Consider the following 19,724-nt stretch of genomic DNA (forward strand, 5'->3'; position numbering starts at 1 on the left):
GGAACGGACATGGACAAGGGTGGGGTTCTGGGCTACATTCGAAATATCGATTTTCCATATAAAATCGATATAACGACAAAATTTGGTATTGATGTCGAAATATCGACCGCCACGCAAAAGGACGCTCCATGCCTAAAGTCATTGTTCATAGCCAGGCCGCCCCAACCACCGGCTTTACCGACAAGAACACCCCTTCGCCCCTGGCGCAAGCCATACGCGCGGGCGATTTCCTGTACGTGTCCGGCCAGGGGCCCCTCGACCCCGCCACCAAAGAGGTCGTCTCCGACGACATCCGCAAGCAAACCCAGCAAGTGCTCGGCAATCTCAGGGCCGTGCTCGAGGCGGGCGGCGCCACCATGGCCAATGTGGTGAACATGCGCGTGTGCCTGCGCAACGTGTCCGACTTCCCCGCCTTCAACGAAGAATTCCGCGAATTCATGCAAGGCGAAAAGACCACCCGCACCTGCACCGGCGGCACCCCGCACCGCCAGGGCGTGCTGGTCGAAGTCGATTGCGTCGCCTACCTGGGCTGATTACCCGCCGCCTGGCAACACTCATTCCTTTAGAGAAGAGACACCATGTACAAAATGCCCATTGTTTCGCTTCCCGGCGAAGGCAAGATGCTCGACGAAACAGGACGCTATGTCAGCGTCCTGTGGCAGCAGCCCGAGTCGCTGGTCTTCGTCGCGCGCGGCCGGTCCTACCGCAGCGAATTCCACATCAACCCCACTGATGAAGTGATGTACATGCTCAAGGGGCAGATGAACCTGCATTACCGCACGCCCGAAGGCAAGGAAGAAATCGCCGTCCTTCCCGAAGGCGCGATCATCCATACGCCCGCCGGCATACCCCATTCACCGCGGTTTCCGCCCGACGCCCATCTGCTGGTGCTCGAACGCAAGCGGCGCGAAGGCGAGGTAGACCGCTTCCAGTGGTACTGTCCCGAATGCGATGCCTTCCTGCACGAAGAAGAATTCACCGTCAGCGATTACGCGGTAGACCCGGTGGGCAAGGCCTACAGGCGCTTTTTTGACTCCGAAGAGCATCGCACCTGCAAGGAATGCGGCCACATCATGCCCAATGCCCTGGCCGAATCAGAGGCCGAGAAGAAAAGCGACTGATCCGCGGTGCACCGTAATCGATAAGGCACGCATTCACATGCTGCGGCCGCCCTCCCGGGCGGCCGTGCCTTCATGGGTGCAGGCGGGGCAAGTACAAGATGGAGTTGCGCCCGCCCTGCCGCTATGCCCAGCGTGGCTGCATCAGGCTACGTACACACGCGCCGCACCGGCCCGCATTTCTCCGATGACGGCGGCCTGGCCAAAGCCCTGCGAGTGAAAGATTTCCAGCACTTTGGGCGCCGCATCGGCCCGGCATGACACCAGCAGCCCGCCCGAGGTCTGGGGGTCGGTAAGCAGCGCCCGGTCAGCCTCGCCCAGCCCCGCAGCCAGTTCAATGCCCTCGCCATAGGCTTGCCAGTTGCGCCCCGAGGCGCCGGTGATCACGCCTTGCCCGGCAAGCTCGCGAACACCCGGCAGCCACGGCAGGTCGGCCAGGCGCAAATGCGCCGCCAGGCCCGAACCGCGCGCAATCTCAAGGGTATGCCCCAGCAGGCCGAAGCCGGTGACGTCGGTAAGCGCATGCACGCCATCGAGCGCCGCCAACGCCGTGCCGGGCCGATTCAATTGAGTGGTTGCGTCGATCATGGCTCGATAGCCGTCGGCGGACAGCTGGTTTTTTTTAAGCGCGGCCGACAACACCCCCACGCCCAGCGGCTTGCCCAGAATCAATACGTCGCCTTCTTGCGCGTCGGCATTGCGCTTGATGCGCCCGGGATGGACCAGGCCCATGGCGGCCAGGCCGTAGATGGGTTCGACCGAGTCGATGGAATGGCCGCCGGCTATGGGTATGCCCGCTTCGGTACAGGCCGCGGCGCCGCCCTCGAGTATGGCCGCAATGTCGGACCGGGGCAGCACATTGATGGGCATGCCGACGATGGCCAGCGCCATGATGGGCGTGCCTCCCATGGCATAGACGTCGGACAGCGCATTGGTGGCCGCGATGCGGCCGAAGTCGTAGGGGTCGTCGACGATGGGCATGAAGAAATCGGTGGTGGCGATGAGCGCCTGCTCGTCGTTAAGCCTGTACACGGCCGCGTCATCGGAGCTTTCGTTGCCCACCAGCAGGTCTTGGTAGGCCTGCATGCCCGGCATGCCCGCCAGCAATTCAGACAGAACCCCCGGCGCGATCTTGCAGCCGCAGCCGCCTCCGTGCGACAAGGAAGTTAGGCGGGGAGCGGTATGAAGCTGGGGGGAACCGGACATGAAGCGTCTCCGACAGAATGCCTGCGCGGGGCCGGTCTTGGTGCGGCCCCGCGGCAAAAAACAAATGGCGGAAAGCAGCAGGAGTCGAACCTACCTGGGAACGTCTGACGCCCCCAACTGGGTTTGAAGCCCAGCCGTGCCACCGGACACGAATGCCTTCCGCAGCAGGCTCTTATGATAGCCGTTGCCAGAAGGCCGCGCTATCGCCGCGCGGCACATGCCTGTCGCGCAGCCGGCGGGTGTAGCCCGCCCGGTCGAAGAACTCGAGGATCTGGATGGCGCGCTTGCGGCCCAGCCCCGTGGCATCGCGAAACTGTGCGGCGGTAATGCCTTCGCCGAGGCCCTGTTCATGGACCAGCTCCGCCAGGCGAGCTACCTGCTCGCGATGATAGAAGAGGTCGCGCACCACCTGGTAAAGCTCGCCGCTGCGAACCAGCTTGCGCAGCAGCTGGCGGACGAGGTCTTCGGGCTGCCCGAACTGCCCGGCCAGGTCGCGCACCCACGGAGGATCAAAGGCGCCGTTGTGTATGGCGGGCAGCAGGCGCTGCGCCAGCTCGGTTTCTTGCGGGCCCAGCGTGGCCTCGTGCCCAGGCCTATGCAGCCAGGGCCCGTTGCGCACAAGGCGCTTCCCCGCCACCAGGTCGTCGCGCAAGGCCGGCCATAGCGTCTCGGGAATGGTGGGCAGCGCCACGCGCCGCAGGCGTGCCGCATCCAGGCCCGGCTCATCGGGCCAACGCTCGTGAAACGCCGCCAACGCGTCTTCCACCGCCCGCCCCAGCGCATCCCAATGCGACTGCAGGATCAGGCTGCGCAATGCAGCGCCGCTGCCGGCCTGCACCCACAAGGCGCCGGGCGGCAGTTCGTCCGGCTGCGGACTGCGTCCCGCAAGCCGCATCAGGCGCGGTTCGTCCAGGCCATACGGCGCCTCTTGAAGCACGGCGGCCAGTCCGGCCCCTTGTTTCAGTTCGGCCACGGCACGCAGCCAGGCCAGCCGCTGTTCGCTTCTGCGCTTGCGGTCGGGGGCATTGGCATCCAGCACCATGCCGCCGCCCAGGGTACGGCTGGCCTGCGCATTGCGTACGATGAAGCGGTCGCCGGGCATGGAGCATATGGGCTCGTCGAACACCAGCTGCACCAGGCCGGTCTGGCCGGCCGGCAACGGGTCGGGCGAAAGCGGCACCGCATGCGCAACATGGTGGGCCGCACCCAAATGCACGTGCAGGGGCGCCCATGCCCGAATGGGCCCTTCGGCCGAATCGAGCAAGGTCAATTGCACATCGACATTGCGCGCTGGGGTAAAACAGCGCTCGTCGGCGATCCAGTCGCCGCGCCGCAGCGCATCGCGCTCGATCCCACCGAGATTCAAGGCGCAACGCTGTCCGGCGCGCCCCTGCTGCGCGGGCTGGTTCTGGGCATGGATGCTGCGCACCCGTACCGCCCGCCCCGCGGGCATGAGCCGCAATGCCACCGCATCGTCATCGACGCCCACCACGCCGTCATGCACCGTGCCGGTGGCGACGGTGCCGTGGCCCGGCAGGGAGAAAACCCGGTCGACCGCAAGACGGAACAAGCCATCTGAACGGCGCCCGGCCATGGCCTGCGCCGCATCGTGCAAATGGCTGCGCAGCGCGGCGACACCCGATTCGTCATGGCGCGATTCGTCGTCGCCCTCCCTATCGAGGCCCGCCCCAGTCTCCGGCCCGCCGGATTCCTGAGCGCCAACGTCGGCCGGAACCAGCGCGGCATTGGTTTCGAACACCGGCATGTCCTGAAGAAATGTGCCCTCTGTCAGCACCGCCAGCTGTGCGTGCACCTCTTGCAGGCGCTGCGCGTCGGCGCGATCGATCTTGGTCAGTGCTACAGCGCCCTGCTGTACGCCCAAAAGCCCCAATATCGCCAGATGCTCTCGGGTCTGCGGCATGACGCCGTCGTCGGCCGCCACCACCAGCAGGCCGAAATCGATGCCGGTCGCGCCGGCGGCCATGGTGTGCACCAGGCGTTCGTGCCCCGGCACGTCGATGAAGCCCAGCACGTCGCCATTCTCGAGCGGCGTATAGGCATAGCCCAGCTCGATCGATATGCCGCGTTTCTTTTCTTCTTTGAGCCGGTCGGTATCCACCCCCGTCAGTGCGCGCACCAGGGTGGTCTTGCCATGGTCGATGTGCCCCGCCGTGCCGATGATCATCCGTTCAGCCGCTGCAGTTGTGCGGCGAAGGCGGCTTCGTCGCGGGCCTCGAGACAGCGCAGGTCGAGCCACAGGGTGTCGTGCGCAATACGCCCGATGACCGGCTGCGGCAAGGCGCGCAATCGGCTTTCAAGCTGCTGCAGGGCGCGCCCGGGGCGGCCCGAACCTGCATGGCGCACCGCCAGGCCGTAGCTGGGCAACTGGTCGACCGGCAGCGCGCCACTGCCGATCTGGCTGAACATGGGCTCGGCGCTGACCGCGTAGCTTGCCCCCAGCGCCTGCTGCAGCATGGGCTGAAGTATTTGTGCTTGGCCCTGCATGGCGGCCATGGGTCGGGTAAGAAGGCGCAGCGTGGTAAGGCGTTCGGCCAGCAGCTCGGGCGAGCGGTACAGGGCCAGGACCGGCTCGAGGGCGGCCAGGGTCAGCTTGCCCACGCGCAGGGCGCGCTTGAGCGGGTTCTTCTTGATCTTCTTGATGAGGTCGGCGCGGCCCACCAGCAGTCCCGCCTGCGGCCCGCCCAGCAGCTTGTCGCCGCTGAAGGTGACAATGTCGGCGCCCGCCTCGATGGTCTCACGCACGGTGGCCTCTTGGGGCAGGCCCCAGCGGGCCAGGTCGAGCAGGGTTCCGCTGCCCAGGTCGACCGCCGTGGGAAGCCCATGGCGGCGGGCCGCCTGCGCCACCTGTGCGACGTCGACGCTTTTGGTGAAACCCGACACCTCGTAGTTGCTGCAATGCACCTTCATGAGCATGGCCGTGCGCGGCCCCACGGCCTGCTCGTAGTCGGCCAGATGGGTGCGATTGGTGGTGCCCACCTCGACCAGGCGGGCGCCGGCGCGCTGCATGATGTCGGGGATGCGAAAGGCCCCGCCGATTTCCACCAGCTCGCCGCGCGACACAATGACTTCGCGCCGGTTGCCCAGGGCATTGAGCATGAGCAGCACGGCTGCGGCATTGTTGTTGACCACGGTGGCGGCCTCGGCGCCGGTCAGCTCGCACAGCAGATCGCTGATGAGATCGTCGCGGTCGCCGCGCCGGCCCGTGGCCAGGTCGAACTCGAGGTTGGCGGGCGCCTGCAGGGCGCGGACCACGGCCTGGACGGCCGCATCGGGCAGCAAGGCACGGCCCAGGTTGGTGTGCAGCACCGTGCCGGTAAGGTTGAAGACAGCCCGCAGGCGCGGGCGATCTGCCTGATGCAGCTGGTCGCGCGCCTGCGCGATCAGGGTTTCGTCAGCCAGGGCCTGGGGGGCGAGCTTGCCCTGCAGGGCCTGCTGGCGCAAGCCCGACAAGAGTTCGCGCAGCACACCCAGCACGCGGCTGCGGCCATGCTCGGCAATAAGCGCGGCTGCGGCCGCACTGCCCAGCAGGCGCTCGACCGATGGAATGTCGGCGGCGCCCGCCGTTGGGGAAACGGTGCCAGGAACAACCCCCATGCCTCAGGACTCCGGGCCCTGCCACAGCAGCGGATTGCCGCTGGCCCGCGAATAGCCTTCTTCGCCCATCAGCATGTCGAGGGTCAGGCTGGCCAGGTCGTCGGCAACCGGGTCGACGTTGTAGTCTTTTTCCTGGTAGAAGATCTTGCGATAGCTGTGGCAGTTGTCGCAGGACTCGGCCTTGATGCCCTCGGGCCCCCCTTCGACCGAATGAAAGGCCACGGTCTTGGTGTCTTCGCAATGCGAGCAGGTAACCCGCACCAGATGCCATTCGGTCGAGCACAGCGAGCAGCACAGGTAGCGGCAGCCGTCGCCCGGCCCACCCACCCGCACCACGCTGGACACCGGCAGGCTGCCGCACAGCGGGCAGACGCCAAAGGGGTTGACCACAGGCATCTTGCTGATGTCGAAGTCAATGGCAAGGCTGGTCCAGTACACCTGCAGGGCCGCCATGATGAAAGGCGCCGTGGCCCCGTCGACCTCGGCATCGCGCTCGGCCAGGATGGCATCGGCCTGGGTTTCGATGGCGTCAGGGTCGGACTCGAGGCGTTCGCGCAACGAGGCCGCCACGGCTTTGGCCTGCTCGGGCACCTGGGCCTGCTCGCCGATGTGGTCGACCAGGGCGCGCAGGATGTCGCGCCATTGGGGGGAACGGCTCCAGCCGATGGCCTGCAGGGGTGGCATGCCATGCGCCTGGGCGCGTGAGACTTGCTCTTCGGTGGCCGGGGGCGCTTTGCAGTGGCCAAGGGCCTGGTGCTGCGCGTCGACCAACTGCGCCATCAGTGACAGATAGGCCGACGCGGGGTGGTCTTGCGCCAGCTGCCGCAGCCGCGCCGCGCGATCGGTGAAAACGGATGCGCGCACGGGAATGCGGAATCGCGGAATATTGGTGTGGTCAAGCGATTCGATTTCGCCGCGCTCGAGAATTCGCTGCAAGGCATTCTCCTGAAAAACATGGCTGCCCGGCACGGGGACCGGGCAGCCATTGCAGACTGCGACACCCCGCAAGGGGCGCCGAAATGGACGTTACTTGCGGGATGAAGCCCCACGCACCTGGCGGAACCACGCGCGATGATGCTTCCATGCCCAGCCCGGCGTGACCGTGCCGCGGGTCATGGCCCGGACAGAGCCCTTGACCCAGAAGCCGGCATAGATATGCACAATGATCGCGCAAATCATCACAAAAGCAAAGATGGCATGCAGCACCGAGGCGAGCCTGATGAGCCCGACGCTGAAATACAGGCCGAAGAACTCGCGCCACATCACAATGCCGGTAAGCAGCAGGCCGATCATGAGCAGGATGAGCGCAAAATAAAGCACCTTCTGCCCGGCGTTGTAGCGGCCCACTTCGGGCAGCCTGTCTTCGCGGTTGTTGACGACGTCGTCGAACTGCTTCAGCCACTGGCGATCGTTTTTGTCCATCTTGTTGTGCCGGAACATGCGCACGGCAAGAATGAAGAACAGCAGGAACATGAACACGCCCACGTACGGATGCAGGATGCGTGTCCAGGTGCCGCCGCCAAACAGGTTGCTCAGCCAGTAGAACGCCGGATGGAACAGCGCCAGCCCGGAAAGCGCCAGCAGGATGAATGCGATGGCGACTATCCAGTGGTTGGCCCGCTCGCCCGGCGAATAGCGCTGGATGAGCCTGGGTTTATTCGCGTCATTCATGAGTGGCCTCCTGCGATTGACGTTCGTTTTCAGCCGCCTGGCGTTCGTCCTCTTCGTCGACCTCGTTGGGGCCCACGCGGATGTAGTGGAAGAAGCCGGCAAGCGCTGTCAGCGCCATGGCGGCGACCCCCAGCGGCTTGGCGATGCCCTTCCATAGCGACACCATGGGACTGATGGTGGGGTTTGCCGGCAGCCCGCTGTACAGCTCGGGCCTGTCGGCGTGATGCAGCACGTACATGACGTGTGTGCCCCCGACCCCCGCAGGGTCGTACAGGCCGGCATTGTCGAAGCCGCGCGTCTTGAGATCGACGACGCGGTCGTCCGCGTGCTTGATCATGTCTTCTTTGGTGCCGAACACGATGGCGCCCGTGGGACAGGTCTTGACGCAGGCGGGCTCTTGCCCCACCGCCACCCGGTCGGAACACAAGGTGCACTTGTACACCTTGTTGTCCTTCTGGGAAATGCGCGGCACGTCGAAGGGGCAGCCGGTAATGCAATAGCCGCAGCCGATGCAGTTTTCTTGATGAAAGTCGACGACGCCATTGGTGTACTGCACGATGGCGCCCGGCGACGGACAGGCCTTGAGACAGCCGGGGTCTTCGCAATGCATGCAGCCGTCTTTGCGAATGAGCCACTCGAGGTCGCCGCCCTGGTTCTCGTACTCGGAAAACCGCATCACCGTCCAGGAGTTCTCGGTAAGGTCCATGGGGTTGTCGTACACCCCATGGTTGAAGCCGATTTCATCGCGGACGTCGTTCCATTCCATGCACGCGACCTGGCAGGCCTTGCAGCCGATGCACTTGGTGGTGTCGATAAGCTTGGCAACCCCGCCGCCCACGAGCGCGTCGCGCTCGCTTGGCATGGGCGTGGTGGTTGCGGAGCGCCGTTTGATATCCAGTGATTGCAATGCCATGGCTTACTCCCTCTCGACCTTGACCAGGAAAGACTTGAACTCGGGTGTTTGCGAGTTGCCGTCTCCTACGGGCGGGGTCAGTGTGTTGGCCAGGAAGCCCGGCCGGGCCAGGCCGACGAAACCCCAGTGAATCGGAATGCCCACCTGATGGACCGTTTTGCCCTCGACCGTAAGCGCCTTGATACGCTTGGTAACCAACGCCACGGCCTTGATGTAACCCCGGTTCGAAGACACCCTGACGCGCGAGCCGTTGGCAATGCCCAGCTCTTGGGCCAGCGCCTCGCCGATTTCGACGAATTGCTCGGGCTGCAGGATGGCGTTGAGCTTGACGTGCTTGGTCCAGTAGTGGAAATGCTCGGTCAGGCGGTAGGTGGTGGCCACATAGGGGAAGTCGGCCACCTTGCCCATGGTTGCGAGGTCGCCCTCGAATATGCGGGCCGCGGGATTGTTGACCGCCCGTTTTTCGTCGGGGAAAAGCGGGTTGTAGCCCAGGGGCGTTTCGAACGGCTCGTAGTGCGTGGGGAAGGGACCTTCGGCCATGCCCTTGCGGGCGAAGAATCGCGCCACGCCCTCGGGGTTCATGATGAAGGGGCCCATGCCGTCGAGCGGGTTCTCGTCGACCTTGAAGTCGGGCACGTCGGCGCCCACCCAGGCCTTGCCGTCCCAGTGGATGACGCTGCGGCGCGGGTTGAACGGCTTGCCTTCCAGGTCGCACGACGCGCGGTTGTACATAATGCGCCGGTTGGCCGGCCAGGACCACGCCCAGTTCAGGGTTTGGCCGATGCCGGTGGGGTCGCTGTTGTCGCGGCGCGCCATGAGATTGCCCGCCGCGGACCAGCTGCCGGCGTAAAGCCAGCATCCGCTGATGGTGGAACCGTCGTCGCGCAGCTCGCCGAAGCCGGCCAGCTGTTCGCCCGCCTTGCGCAACACCCGCATGGGGTTGTTGGAGTCGACCAGGTCGACCAAGGCGCGGCCGCTGTACTCTTTGGCCAGCTCTTCGGCGGTGGGGTTCTCGGGGTTGGAATACGGCCACCACAGATTGACGATGGGGTCGGGGAAGGCCCCGCCGTCTTTCTCGTACATGGCCCGCATGCGGCTGAACAACAGCGCCATGATCTCGATGTCGCTCTTGCCCTCGCCGGGCGGGTTCGCGCCTTTCCAGTGCCACTGCAGCCAGCGTCCCGAGTTGACCAGGGCGCCTTCCTCTTCGGCGAAACAGGTGGTGGGAAGACGGAAGACCTCGGTCTGGATGGAAGCCGTGTCGACATCGTTGAACTCGCCGACATTGCGCCAGAACTCGGAGGTTTCTGTAACGAGCGGATCCATGATGACCAGGAACTTGAGCTTGGAGAACGCATCGAGCAGCTTGGCCTTGTAGGGCGCCGCCGCCAGCGGGTTGAAGCCCTGGCAGATGTAGCCGTTCATCTTGCCCTGATGCATCAGCTCGTAGACCTGCAGCATGTCGTACGGACGGTCCATCTTGGGCAGGTAGTCGTAGGCCCAGTTGTTGTCGGGACGCGCGGCGTCACCCCACCATGCCTTCATGAGGCTGACGTGGAACTTGCGGTAGTTGCGCCAGTAACTGAGCTGGTTGGGGCGCAAGGGCATCTGCGTGCGGCTGGTGATGTAGGCCTCGTAGTCTTGCTCGGCGTCGTTGGGCAACGTCAGGTAGCCCGGCAGCAGGTTGGACATGAGGCCGATGTCGGTAAGGCCCTGGATGTTGGAGTGGCCGCGCAGGGCGTTCATGCCGCCGCCCGCCACGCCGATATTGCCCAGCAGCAGCTGCACCATGGCGCCGGTGCGGATAACCTGCGAGCCGATGGAGTGCTGCGTCCAGCCCAGTGCGTACATGATGGTGGCCGCGCGGTCGGTGGTGGCCGTTGAAGCCAGCATTTCGCACACCTTCAGGAACTTGTCGGCGGGTGTGCCGCACACGCTCTCGACCATTTCGGGCGTGCAGTTCGCGTAATGCTGCTTGAGCAGTTGATAGACCGTGCGCGGATGCTTCAGCGTGGGATCGACCCGGGCATAGCCGTCTGCATCGAGTTCGTAGTCCCACGACGCCTTGTCGTAGGTGCGCTTTTCTTCGTTGTAGCCCGAAAACAGGCCCTCTTCGAAGGAGAAGTCTTCGCGGACGATGAACGGAAGATCGGTGTAGTTGCGCACATATTCGTGCTGGATCTTGTCATTTTCGAGCAGATAGCGAATGACGCCCCCCAGGAACACGATGTCGGTTCCGGTTCGGATGGGCGCGTAGAAATCAGCCACCGATGCCGAGCGGTTGAAGCGCGGATCGACGACAATGAGCTTGGCCTTGTTGTGCGCCTTGGCCTCGGTAACCCATTTGAAGCCGCAAGGGTGGGCTTCGGCGGCGTTTCCGCCCATGATCAGCACAATATCGGCGTTCTTGATGTCGACCCAATGGTTCGTCATCGCTCCACGGCCAAACGTCGGGGCAAGACCTGCCACCGTCGGACCATGTCAGACACGAGCCTGGTTGTCGAATCCAAGCGCGCCAAGGCTGCGGACAACCTTGTGCGTTACATAGGCAACTTCATTGGAACTGGCCGAGGCGGCCAGCATGCCGGTGGTGAGCCAACGGTTGACCAGCTGGCCTTTTTCGTTTCGCTCGATAAAGTTGGCGTCACGGTCTTCTTTCATGAGCTTGGAGATGCGCGTAAGCGCGTCGTCCCATGAAATACGTTCCCATTTGTCGGAGCCGGGGGCGCGGTACTCGGGGTATTTCAGCCGGTTGGGGCTGTTGATGAAATCAATAAGACCCGCGCCCTTGGGACAGAGCGTGCCGCGGTTGACCGGGTGGTCGGAATCGCCCTCGATGTGGACGATGCGCGACGTGGCGTTCTTGGCGCCGTCGCCCAGACCGTATAGCAAAACCCCGCACGCTACCGAACAGTATGGACAGGTGTTGCGCGTTTCAGTCATGCGCGCAAGCTTGTATTGGCGAACCTCAGCCATTGCCGGACTGGGGGCGGCCCCCAGCAGCGTTAGACTGGAACCCGCCAATGTTGCCCCTGTCACCTTGAAGAATTGTCGCCGACTCATGTTGACCATGACGCTCTCCAGATGATTAAAAACAACCGGTTCTTGTTGTATCGTTTCGAAATAACCCTAATTTTTATCGGGTATACACGCAGTATAGGAGCGGCTCCCGGAAAAAGCCAAGGTAAACGCGCTTTTTCAGCGCAGTTCGTTGTTGAGTCTTATTCCCATTGGATTCCTTCCGGTGTCCACGACGCGTCGTCGAGCAATATTCATGCCCCACAAAGCCCCTTCCCTACCTCCCGTCTCGCTGCACCGGCTCAAGCTGCGGCCCCTGCTGATCTTCGAGCGCGTGTTCAATTCGCCCTCGATCGCCAGCGCCGCGCGCGAGCTCAATATGTCGCAATCGGCGGTCACCAAGGCCATACAAGAGCTCGAGGCCAGCCTGGACGTACCCTTGTTCGAACGCAGCAACCGGGGCACGGCGCCCACCTGCTACGGCGTCTTGCTGGGCGAGCGCGTGCGCACCGTCATCTCTGAATTGCGTTACCTGACCGACGAGCTGAATTCCTTCCGCTCCGGCGAAAGCGGCCACGTCATCGTCGGCACCCTCATTTCCGCCTCGGCCCAGTTGCTGCCCAAGGCCATACTCAAGCTCAAGAAGTTGGTGCCCGATGTGCTGGTAACGGTGCGCGAAGGGCCGAACGAGCAGCTGTTCCATGAGCTGGCCAACGGCGAGCTGGACATCGTGGTGGGGCGGCTGCCCGAAGCCAACCTGCCGCTGATGCGGCGGTTTCCGTTCAGCCATACTGTGCTGTACCCGGACGAGATCTGCGTCGTGGCCGGCCGCAAGCACCCCCTGGCTCGCCGCAAGGGGCTGGGCCTGCCCGACCTGCTGGGCTACCCCTGGATACTGCCCCTGCGCGAGTCACCCGCCCGCGCCATGACCGAAAAGCTGCTGCAGGACACCGGCCTGAGCATGCCTCGCAACATCACCGAGTCGCTTTCATTGGTGACCAATATCGGCCTGCTTCAAGACTCCGCCTCCATTCTGTTCATGCCCCTGGCCGCCGCGCGGCACTTCCAGCGGCTGGGCCTGGTGGCCATTCTGAACGTGGGGCAATTGGGCAAGTTCGGCGACGTGGGCTACACCGTACGCGCCGACCGGCTGCCCACGCCGGCCACGCAGCGCTTCATGGAATGCCTGCGCTGACCCGCCCTGTCCAGCCGACAGGCGCCGCAGCCACCTTTTTACTGGCCGCTGGACAGCCGTTCATCCCTATCCCCAGACTAAAAAACGATATTCAGCATACTCAACCAACTCAAAGCAATCCAATGCATGCGCTATATATAAATAAATATAATGAATGCCCCATGGGCTTCTGCTGAAATCGACGGTGCTATCGAAAACAGGAATAGCCAATTCGCTTTCTTTCACTTTATGCTTGGTACAAGGCTTTCTATACTCAGAATGAAAGCCTCGGCGCGATTCCGCCGCCCTGCCCACAAGAAGGCTCGTCTCTGGAGAATGACATGTTCAAGTATGGACCGCCGCTCAATTTCAAGCGCTGGCTTGACGACAATGACCACCTGCTCAAGCCGCCGGTCGGCAACCAGCAAATCTGGGAAGACGCCGACTTTATCGTTACCGTGGTGGGCGGGCCCAACCACCGCACCGATTTCCATGACGACCCGCTCGAAGAGTTTTTTTACCAGTTCAAGGGCAATGCCTACCTGAACATCATGAACGAGGGGCGGCGTGAACGCATCGACCTGCGCGAAGGCGACATGTTCCTGCTGCCGCCGCATGCGCGCCATTCGCCGCAGCGGCCCGAACCCGACAGCCGCTGCCTGGTCATCGAACGCCAGCGCCCCCAGAAACTGCTGGATGGCTTCGAGTGGTACTGCCTCGAGTGCAACCACCTGGTGCATCGGGTCGAAGTGCAGCTCAAAAGCATCGTGGCCGACCTTCCGCCCTTGTTCGAACGTTTCTATCAGAACCCCGACTTGCGGGTCTGTCCCAACTGCAAAGCCGTCCATCCAGGCCGCCATGCCCACGGACAGCAAGCCGCCAAGCCATCAGGAGCCACACCTTGAGCCGTGTCATCGACATCCATTCGCACTTCTTTCCTCCCATCACGCAGGCGGAAGCGGGCCGGCTCGATCCCGAGCTGGCGCCATGGCTGAAAGACGGCGGCGACGGCAGCGGCATGATCATGGCGGGCGACAAGCCTTTCCGCCCCGTCTATTCGGCGCTGTGGGATTCGGCGCGCCGCATCGAGGAAATGGACGCCTGTGGAGTAGATGTGCAGATCATGTGCGCTACGCCCATTATGTTCGGCTATCGCTACCCCATCGAGCGCGCGTTGCCCTGGGTGCAGCGCATGAACGATTACGCCGTGGAACTTTGCCAGCACAACCCGCAGCGCCTCAAGGCCCTGGCCCAGGTTCCGCTGCAAGATATCGACGCCGCCTGCGCCGAGGCCTCGCGCGCCAAAAGCATCGGCCATGTGGGAGTGCAGATCGGCAACCACCTGGGCGACAAAGACCTTGACCACGCCGACCTGATCGCCTTCCTGACCCACTGCGCCAACAACGACATACCGCTTCTGGTGCACCCTTGGGACATGATGGGCGGCGAAAACCGCATGAAAAAATGGATGCTGCCGTGGCTGGTGGCCATGCCGGCCGAAACCCAGCTGGGCATCCTGTCCCTGATCCTTTCGGGCGCGTTCGAGAAACTGCCCCGCTCATTGAAGATCTGTTTTGCGCACGGGGGCGGCAGCTTTGCCTTTTTGCTGGGGCGGGTCGACAATGCCTGGCGCGAACGCGACATCATCCGCGAAGACTGTCCCAACCCGCCCTCGTCGTATGTGGACCGCTTCTGTGTGGATTCGGCCGTCTTCGACCCGCACGCGCTGGAATTCCTGGTGCGCGTCATGGGAACCAAGCAGGTCATGCTGGGCTCCGACTACCCGTTCCCGCTGGGCGAACAGAAGATCGGCCAGTTGATCCGCGACAGCGACTTCACCGAAACCGTGCGCACCGGCCTGCTCGGCGGCAACGCGGCCCAGTTTTTCAATATCTAGTTCGCGGAATGTACAAAAGAAACGGTTTTCCGTTTACCCTGTACCTCTGCGTTACTGTTTGAGTATTTCGTAACAATTCCAAAGTAAGGAAGAGACATGCAGACGACACACTTCAAGAAGATGCTTCTGGCCTCGGCCATCGCGATGGGTCTTGCGGCCGCCCCAGCATCCCAGGCCGAAGTCAAGATCGGCCTGATCACCACGCTGTCGGGCGGCGGCGCGGCCCTGGGCCAAGACCAGCGCGACGGCTTCATGCTGGCGGTCGAACAGAACGGCGGCAAGCTGGGCGGGCAGGACGTCTCGGTCATCATTGAAGACGACCAGCTCAAGCCCGAGCAGGGCGTGCAGATCGCACGCAAGCTGGTCAACAACGACAAGGTCGACTTCGTCACCGGCATCATTTTTTCCAACGTGATGATGGCGGCGCGTACGCCCATTCTCGACTCCAAGACATTCCTGATCGGCTCCAACGCCGGCCCCTCGCCCATGTCGGGCGCCGAGTGCTCGCCGTATTTCTTCTCCACCTCGTGGAACAACGACCAATTGCACGAGGGCGGCGGCCAGATCGCCACCGACCAGGGCTATAAAAAGATGTACATCATGGCGCCCAACTACCAGGCGGGCAAAGACGCCCTGGCCGGGTTCAAGCGCTTCTACAAGGGCGAGGTGGTGGACGAGGTCTACACCCAGATCGGCCAGATGGACTATTCGGTTGAAATCGCCCAACTGCAGCAGGCCAATCCCGATGCCGTCTATGTGTTCTATCCCGGCGGCATGGGGGTGAACTTCGTCAAGCAGTACCGCCAGGCCGGCCTGTTGGGTAAGGTGCCCCTTATCTCCGCCAGCACGGTCGATGGCTCGACCCTGCCCGCGCTTCAGGACATCGCCCTGGGCGTCATCACGCATGCGCCCTATGCGCCCAACCTCGACAATGCCCAGAACAAGCAGTTCGTCGAAGCGTTTGAAAAGAAATACAACCGCTCGCCTTCGCTGTATGCGGCCCAGTCGTATGATGCGGCCAACCTGATCGCCTCGGCCATCAAGAAGCTCGACGGCAACCTGCAAGACAAAGAAGCGGTGCGCAAGGCGCTCGAGGCCGCCGACTTCGATTCGGTGCGCGGCAACTTCAAGTACAACACCAACCACTTCCCCATCACCGACTGGTACCGCGTCGACGTCGTCAAGGGTAAGGACGGCAAGGCCGAACTGTCCGCCACGGGCGTGGTCTTCAAGGACCACAAGGACGCCTACTTCGAGCAGTGCAAGATGTAAGGTCCGCGCCCAGGCGTAAGCAAACCGGCTCGTGGCCTGCGCCCCGGGCCGGTTTTTCATTGGGCGGCGCCTGGCCTGCCTGGCCTTGCCGGACAGTGCGGCTGCGCTTTCAGTGCCAAGAGGCCAAGCATGGCGAAGCCCACTTGTGCCGCTCTTTCACCGCCTATACACTTTGAACGCTTCTCGTGCGCCACCGCCCCGCCGGGCAACGGCAGCCGCCTCATAGCAAGGACGTACCGCTTTTCATGAATTCCACCTCCGCACCCGGCAACAATCGCTCTTATTTCTGGGTTTGCGTATCGATGTGCGTCGGCGTCATGGGCACGGCGCTGGCCAGTCCCCTGTATCCCCTGTATCAAGAAGCCTGGAACCTCGCGCCCAGCCAGATCGCCCAGCTGTACACTGCCTACATGATCGCGGCGCTGGCCACCCTGCTGTTCCTGGGCCGGCTGACCGACCGCCACGGCTTCCTTCCGGTGCTGCGCGGGGGCGTGATCCTGGTTACCGTGGGCATCACTATTTCGGCCCTGGCCTGGGACGCGGCCAGCTTCACCTTCAGCCGCATTCTCATCGGCCTGGCATCGGGGCTGATCGTCACTTCGTCCTCGCTGGGCCTGGGCCAGCTGCGCAAGGGAGGCAACAGCCAGCGCGTGGCCGCGACCATCAGCCTGACCCTGGCCTTCGGCTTCGGGCTGGGCCCGGTGGTGGGCGGCCTGATCGCCCAATGGACGCCTTACCCGCTCGTCAGCGCCTATGTGCCCTCCATCGTGCTGGGGCTGCTGGCCGTTTATGCGCTGTTCAGGCAGGACATCAAGCCCGCACCGCAACTGGCCCCCGACGCCAGCGGATGGCGCAGCTGGCTGCCCGCGCTGTCGCTCCCGGCGCCGCCGCTTACCCGGCCCTACCTCATCGGCAGCCTGGCGGCCTTCAGCGCCTTCGGCATGTTCAGCCTGTACGCTTCGCTGGCACCCAGTTTCATGGACCGCATGGTGCCCTGGCATGGGCCAGCTGTCAGCGGCCTGTCCATCGGCATCATTCTTTTCCTGTCGGCAGCCTTCCAGTTCGTGGCCCGCCCCTGGGTCACCAAGAGGGTCGTCATCTGGGGCCTGCTGGGCTTGCTGCTGGCCAACGTGCTGCTGATGCTCAACACGCTCACGACGTCGCCGCTGCTGTTCGCCTCCAGCGTGCTAACCACGGCCTTCGGCCATGGCCTGTGCAACCTGGGCGGAATCTCGATCGTGAACAAGGTGGCGCCTCCCCATCAGCGCTCCAGCCTGCTCTCCACCTATCTGATGACCGCCTACCTGGGCAGCATCCTGCCCGTGCTCGGCATGGGCTGGCTGGCCGACCACATCGGCCTGAGCAATGCGCTGCTGGTCTTCTGCACCTGCATCGCCGTGCTGACCGGCTGCCTGGCCTTCGCGGCCCTGCGCACGCCTGTCATTGCCGCGCCCGAGGGCTGAGGCAGCTTCAGCAGCCTGGCCTTCCCGCCGTACGGTCCGAGCCCCCGCCTTCGCCTCAGCCCCTCGAGCAGGGGCTCTCATGGGTACAAACACTGTCGGTAGAAACACCCATTGTTCCGGCCTTCATGCCCGTGGCATTCTAAATTAAATGAAATTTTCAACTATTGAAAACAGCGTTTAATTGCCATGGCCAAGCAGAACTCACTCCATGCCCCCGTTGACATCAAGCTCGACTACGTCACTTTCAAGATAGACGTGGTCAATGAACGGGCCAAGGGCATCGCCTCTCAGGTCTATGAACAGAAAGTGGACCTGTCGCTGCGCGAACTGCGCCTCATGCGCTTCATCGCCACGCAGCCCGGGCTGACCGTCAGCCGGCTGGTCGAACAGACGCATATCGAAAAGACTCTCACGTCCAAATCGCTGGCCTCGCTTGCCGGACGCAAGCTGATACTGCGCGTCATCGACCCCGAAGACGCGCGCCAGACCAATCTTTATCTCACCGCTGAAGGCATCGGCAAGGTCAAGGCCGCCGACGCCATCGGGCGCGAGATGGAGGCCAACATGATGAGCGTGCTTTCCGAGTCCGAAGCCAGAACCCTCAAGCAGTGCCTGGAAAAGCTCTATGCCCTGCACGAGAACGCGCAACACGCCACCGAGACATTCCTGCGATCGCTGGCGACCGACCCGCCCCGGCAAACGCCGCTTACCGACGCCAAATAAACAAGCAACGGCGCAATCCAACGAGGAGACAAGAAAATGAAAACCAAGCTGCTTCGGCTTACAGCCATGATCGCCCTGGCAGGCGCTACAGCCATGGCCTCGGCGCAAGGCACCCAGAACGTGCTGCGCATGGTGCCGCAGGCCGACCTGAAGGTGCTCGATCCGATCTGGACCACCGCCTTCGTCACACGCGACCACGGCTACATGATCTACGACACCCTGTTCGGCATCGACGAAAGCGGCAAGGTCAAGCCGCAGATGGTCGACACCTACAGCGCCGACGCCGAAGGCCTGAACTGGACGCTCAAGCTGCGAGACGGCCTGGCCTTCCACGACGGCCAGCCTGTACGCTCTGCCGACGTTATCCAGTCGCTCAAGCGCTGGGGCCAGCGCGACGGCCTGGGCCAGAAAATGTTCGCGGCCCTGGACAAGATCGACGCCGCTGATGACAAAACGATCAGTCTGCATTTCAAGGAACCCTTCGGCATGGTGCTCGAGGCCCTGGGCAAGCCGTCTTCCAATCCGCCCTTCATCATGCCCGAGCGGGTGGCCAAGACCCCAGCCAACGAGCAAATTTCCGATACGACCGGATCGGGCCCCTACATCTTCAAAGCCGACGAGTTCCGTCCCGGCGAAAAAGCGGTTTACGTCAAGAACGAAAAGTACGTTCCACGCGACGAGCCCGCCTCGGGCACGGCCGGCGGCAAGCACGTGTATGTCGACCGGGTCGAATGGGTGATCATCAAAGATGCGCAAACGCAGGCCAACGCGCTCACGAACGGCGAGATCGACATGCTTTCGTGGGTGCCCGCCGAACAGTATGCGTCTCTCAAGGCCAACCCCAAGATCGAGCTGCTTACCCCGGTGCCCAAGGGCTCTTACGCCCTGCACATCAACCACTATGTGCCGCCGTTCGACAACCCCAAGATCGCCCAGGCCGCCATCCTGACACTGAACCAGGAAGCCCTGATGCGGGCCCAGATGATCAACAAAGACCTGTACAACACCTGCACGTCGATCTATCCCTGCGGTTCAGAGTACGACTCCGGCGATACCGCCTACTTTACGGGCAAACCGCAGTTCGAGAAGGCCAAGCAGCTGCTGAAGGAAGCCGGCTACGACGGCAAGCCGGTGGTCCTGATGAACCCCTCCGACTTCACCCTGCTGAACAAGTTTCCGCCGGTACTGGCCCAGCTGCTCAAGCAGGGCGGCTTCAACGTCGACATGCAGTCGATGGACTGGCCCAGCCTGGTCACGCGCCGAGCCAACAAAAGCGCCCCTCAAGACGGCGGCTGGAACCTCTTCATCACCGGCTGGGGCGCTTCCGACACCATGAATCCGCTGTATTTCGCCCCCATGACGGGCAACGGCGAGAAAGGCTGGTTCGGCTGGGCCACCGACGAGAAGCTGGAACAATTGAAGGCCGAGTTCCTGGCCACCATGGACGAGGGCAAACGCAAGGAACTCGCGCAGCAGATCCAGCTGCAGGTGTTTGAAACCGGCCTGTATGCGCCGCTGGGCGAATCGCAGAACTACACCGCCGTCCGCAAGGGCGTGGTCAGCGGCCTGGTCAAGGCGCCGATCAACGTGTTCTGGAACATCAAGAAAACCCAGCCCTAAGGCCCCCGGCCGGGCGCCTCACGGTGCCCGGCAG

16 protein-coding genes and 1 tRNA gene are annotated in these 19,724 nt (G+C 63.2%); 9 read left to right on the plus strand and 8 right to left on the minus strand.

The window, feature by feature from the left end; all coding sequences use genetic code 11:
• Positions 1-128: 128 nt before the first annotated feature.
• A complete protein-coding gene (locus C7440_RS17080; protein WP_017523068.1) occupies positions 129-533 on the plus strand; it encodes a RidA family protein in 405 nt (134 codons plus the stop codon).
• Between the two features lie 45 nt (positions 534-578).
• Positions 579-1,121, plus strand: coding sequence for a 3-hydroxyanthranilate 3,4-dioxygenase (locus C7440_RS17085; RefSeq protein WP_116519360.1), 543 nt, complete (start codon positions 579-581; stop codon positions 1,119-1,121).
• A 141-nt stretch (positions 1,122-1,262) separates the two neighbouring features.
• Here the strand turns inward: C7440_RS17085 and selD are convergent, their stop codons facing one another.
• The 8 genes from selD to fdnG form a co-directional block, all read right to left on the minus strand.
• Positions 1,263-2,324, minus strand: coding sequence for a selenide, water dikinase SelD (gene selD / locus C7440_RS17090; RefSeq protein WP_116519361.1), 1,062 nt, complete (start codon positions 2,322-2,324; stop codon positions 1,263-1,265).
• Positions 2,325-2,389: 65 nt separating this feature from the next.
• Positions 2,390-2,485, minus strand: a tRNA-Sec gene (locus C7440_RS17095).
• Positions 2,486-2,496: 11 nt separating this feature from the next.
• Positions 2,497-4,509: a selenocysteine-specific translation elongation factor gene (selB, locus tag C7440_RS17100; RefSeq protein WP_017523055.1), complete on the minus strand. Its 2,013-nt coding sequence runs from the start codon at positions 4,507-4,509 to the stop codon at positions 2,497-2,499.
• Complete coding sequence (gene selA, locus C7440_RS17105) at positions 4,506-5,939, minus strand: L-seryl-tRNA(Sec) selenium transferase (RefSeq protein WP_017523054.1); 1,434 nt, start codon at positions 5,937-5,939, stop codon at positions 4,506-4,508. Before selA ends, selB begins: the two co-directional genes overlap by 4 nt.
• Before the next feature lie 3 nt (positions 5,940-5,942).
• A complete protein-coding gene (fdhE, locus tag C7440_RS17110; RefSeq protein WP_017523053.1) occupies positions 5,943-6,875 on the minus strand; it encodes a formate dehydrogenase accessory protein FdhE in 933 nt (310 codons plus the stop codon).
• 90 nt (positions 6,876-6,965) lie between these two features.
• A complete protein-coding gene (locus C7440_RS17115; protein WP_116519362.1) occupies positions 6,966-7,610 on the minus strand; it encodes a formate dehydrogenase subunit gamma in 645 nt (214 codons plus the stop codon).
• A complete protein-coding gene (gene fdxH, locus C7440_RS17120; protein ID WP_017523051.1) occupies positions 7,603-8,523 on the minus strand; it encodes a formate dehydrogenase subunit beta in 921 nt (306 codons plus the stop codon). Before fdxH ends, C7440_RS17115 begins: the two co-directional genes overlap by 8 nt.
• 3 nt (positions 8,524-8,526) lie before the next feature.
• Positions 8,527-11,595 (minus strand): formate dehydrogenase-N subunit alpha, encoded by a 3,069-nt coding sequence (gene fdnG / locus C7440_RS17125; RefSeq protein ID WP_157787531.1) that lies wholly within the window; start codon positions 11,593-11,595, stop codon positions 8,527-8,529.
• Positions 11,596-11,797: 202 nt separating this feature from the next.
• On the opposite strand from fdnG, the gene C7440_RS17135 reads away from it, so the two are divergent.
• The 7 genes from C7440_RS17135 to C7440_RS17165 all read left to right on the plus strand — a co-directional run bounded on the left by C7440_RS17135 (position 11,798) and on the right by C7440_RS17165 (position 19,690).
• Positions 11,798-12,736 (plus strand): LysR family transcriptional regulator, encoded by a 939-nt coding sequence (locus tag C7440_RS17135; RefSeq protein ID WP_017523048.1) that lies wholly within the window; start codon positions 11,798-11,800, stop codon positions 12,734-12,736.
• Positions 12,737-13,056: 320 nt separating this feature from the next.
• Complete coding sequence (locus C7440_RS17140; protein WP_017523047.1) at positions 13,057-13,620, plus strand: 3-hydroxyanthranilate 3,4-dioxygenase; 564 nt, start codon at positions 13,057-13,059, stop codon at positions 13,618-13,620.
• A complete protein-coding gene (locus tag C7440_RS17145) occupies positions 13,617-14,612 on the plus strand; it encodes an amidohydrolase family protein (protein WP_017523046.1) in 996 nt (331 codons plus the stop codon). Before C7440_RS17140 ends, C7440_RS17145 begins: the two co-directional genes overlap by 4 nt.
• A 96-nt stretch (positions 14,613-14,708) precedes the next feature.
• Positions 14,709-15,884, plus strand: a complete 1,176-nt coding sequence (locus C7440_RS17150) for an ABC transporter substrate-binding protein (protein WP_017523045.1) — start codon at positions 14,709-14,711, stop codon at positions 15,882-15,884.
• A 245-nt stretch (positions 15,885-16,129) separates the two neighbouring features.
• Positions 16,130-17,347 carry an MFS transporter gene (locus C7440_RS17155; protein WP_243410966.1) on the plus strand — a complete coding sequence of 406 codons (1,218 nt, stop codon included), beginning with the start codon at positions 16,130-16,132 and terminating at the stop codon, positions 17,345-17,347.
• Positions 17,348-17,533: 186 nt separating this feature from the next.
• Positions 17,534-18,070 carry a MarR family winged helix-turn-helix transcriptional regulator gene (locus tag C7440_RS17160; RefSeq protein ID WP_116519363.1) on the plus strand — a complete coding sequence of 179 codons (537 nt, stop codon included), beginning with the start codon at positions 17,534-17,536 and terminating at the stop codon, positions 18,068-18,070.
• A 36-nt stretch (positions 18,071-18,106) separates the two neighbouring features.
• Positions 18,107-19,690, plus strand: a complete 1,584-nt coding sequence (locus C7440_RS17165) for an ABC transporter substrate-binding protein (RefSeq protein WP_017523042.1) — start codon at positions 18,107-18,109, stop codon at positions 19,688-19,690.
• Positions 19,691-19,724 lie beyond the last annotated feature (34 nt).

It is taken from the genome of Pusillimonas noertemannii, from assembly GCF_003096595.1.
Lineage (GTDB): Bacteria > Pseudomonadota > Gammaproteobacteria > Burkholderiales > Burkholderiaceae_B > Pusillimonas > Pusillimonas noertemannii.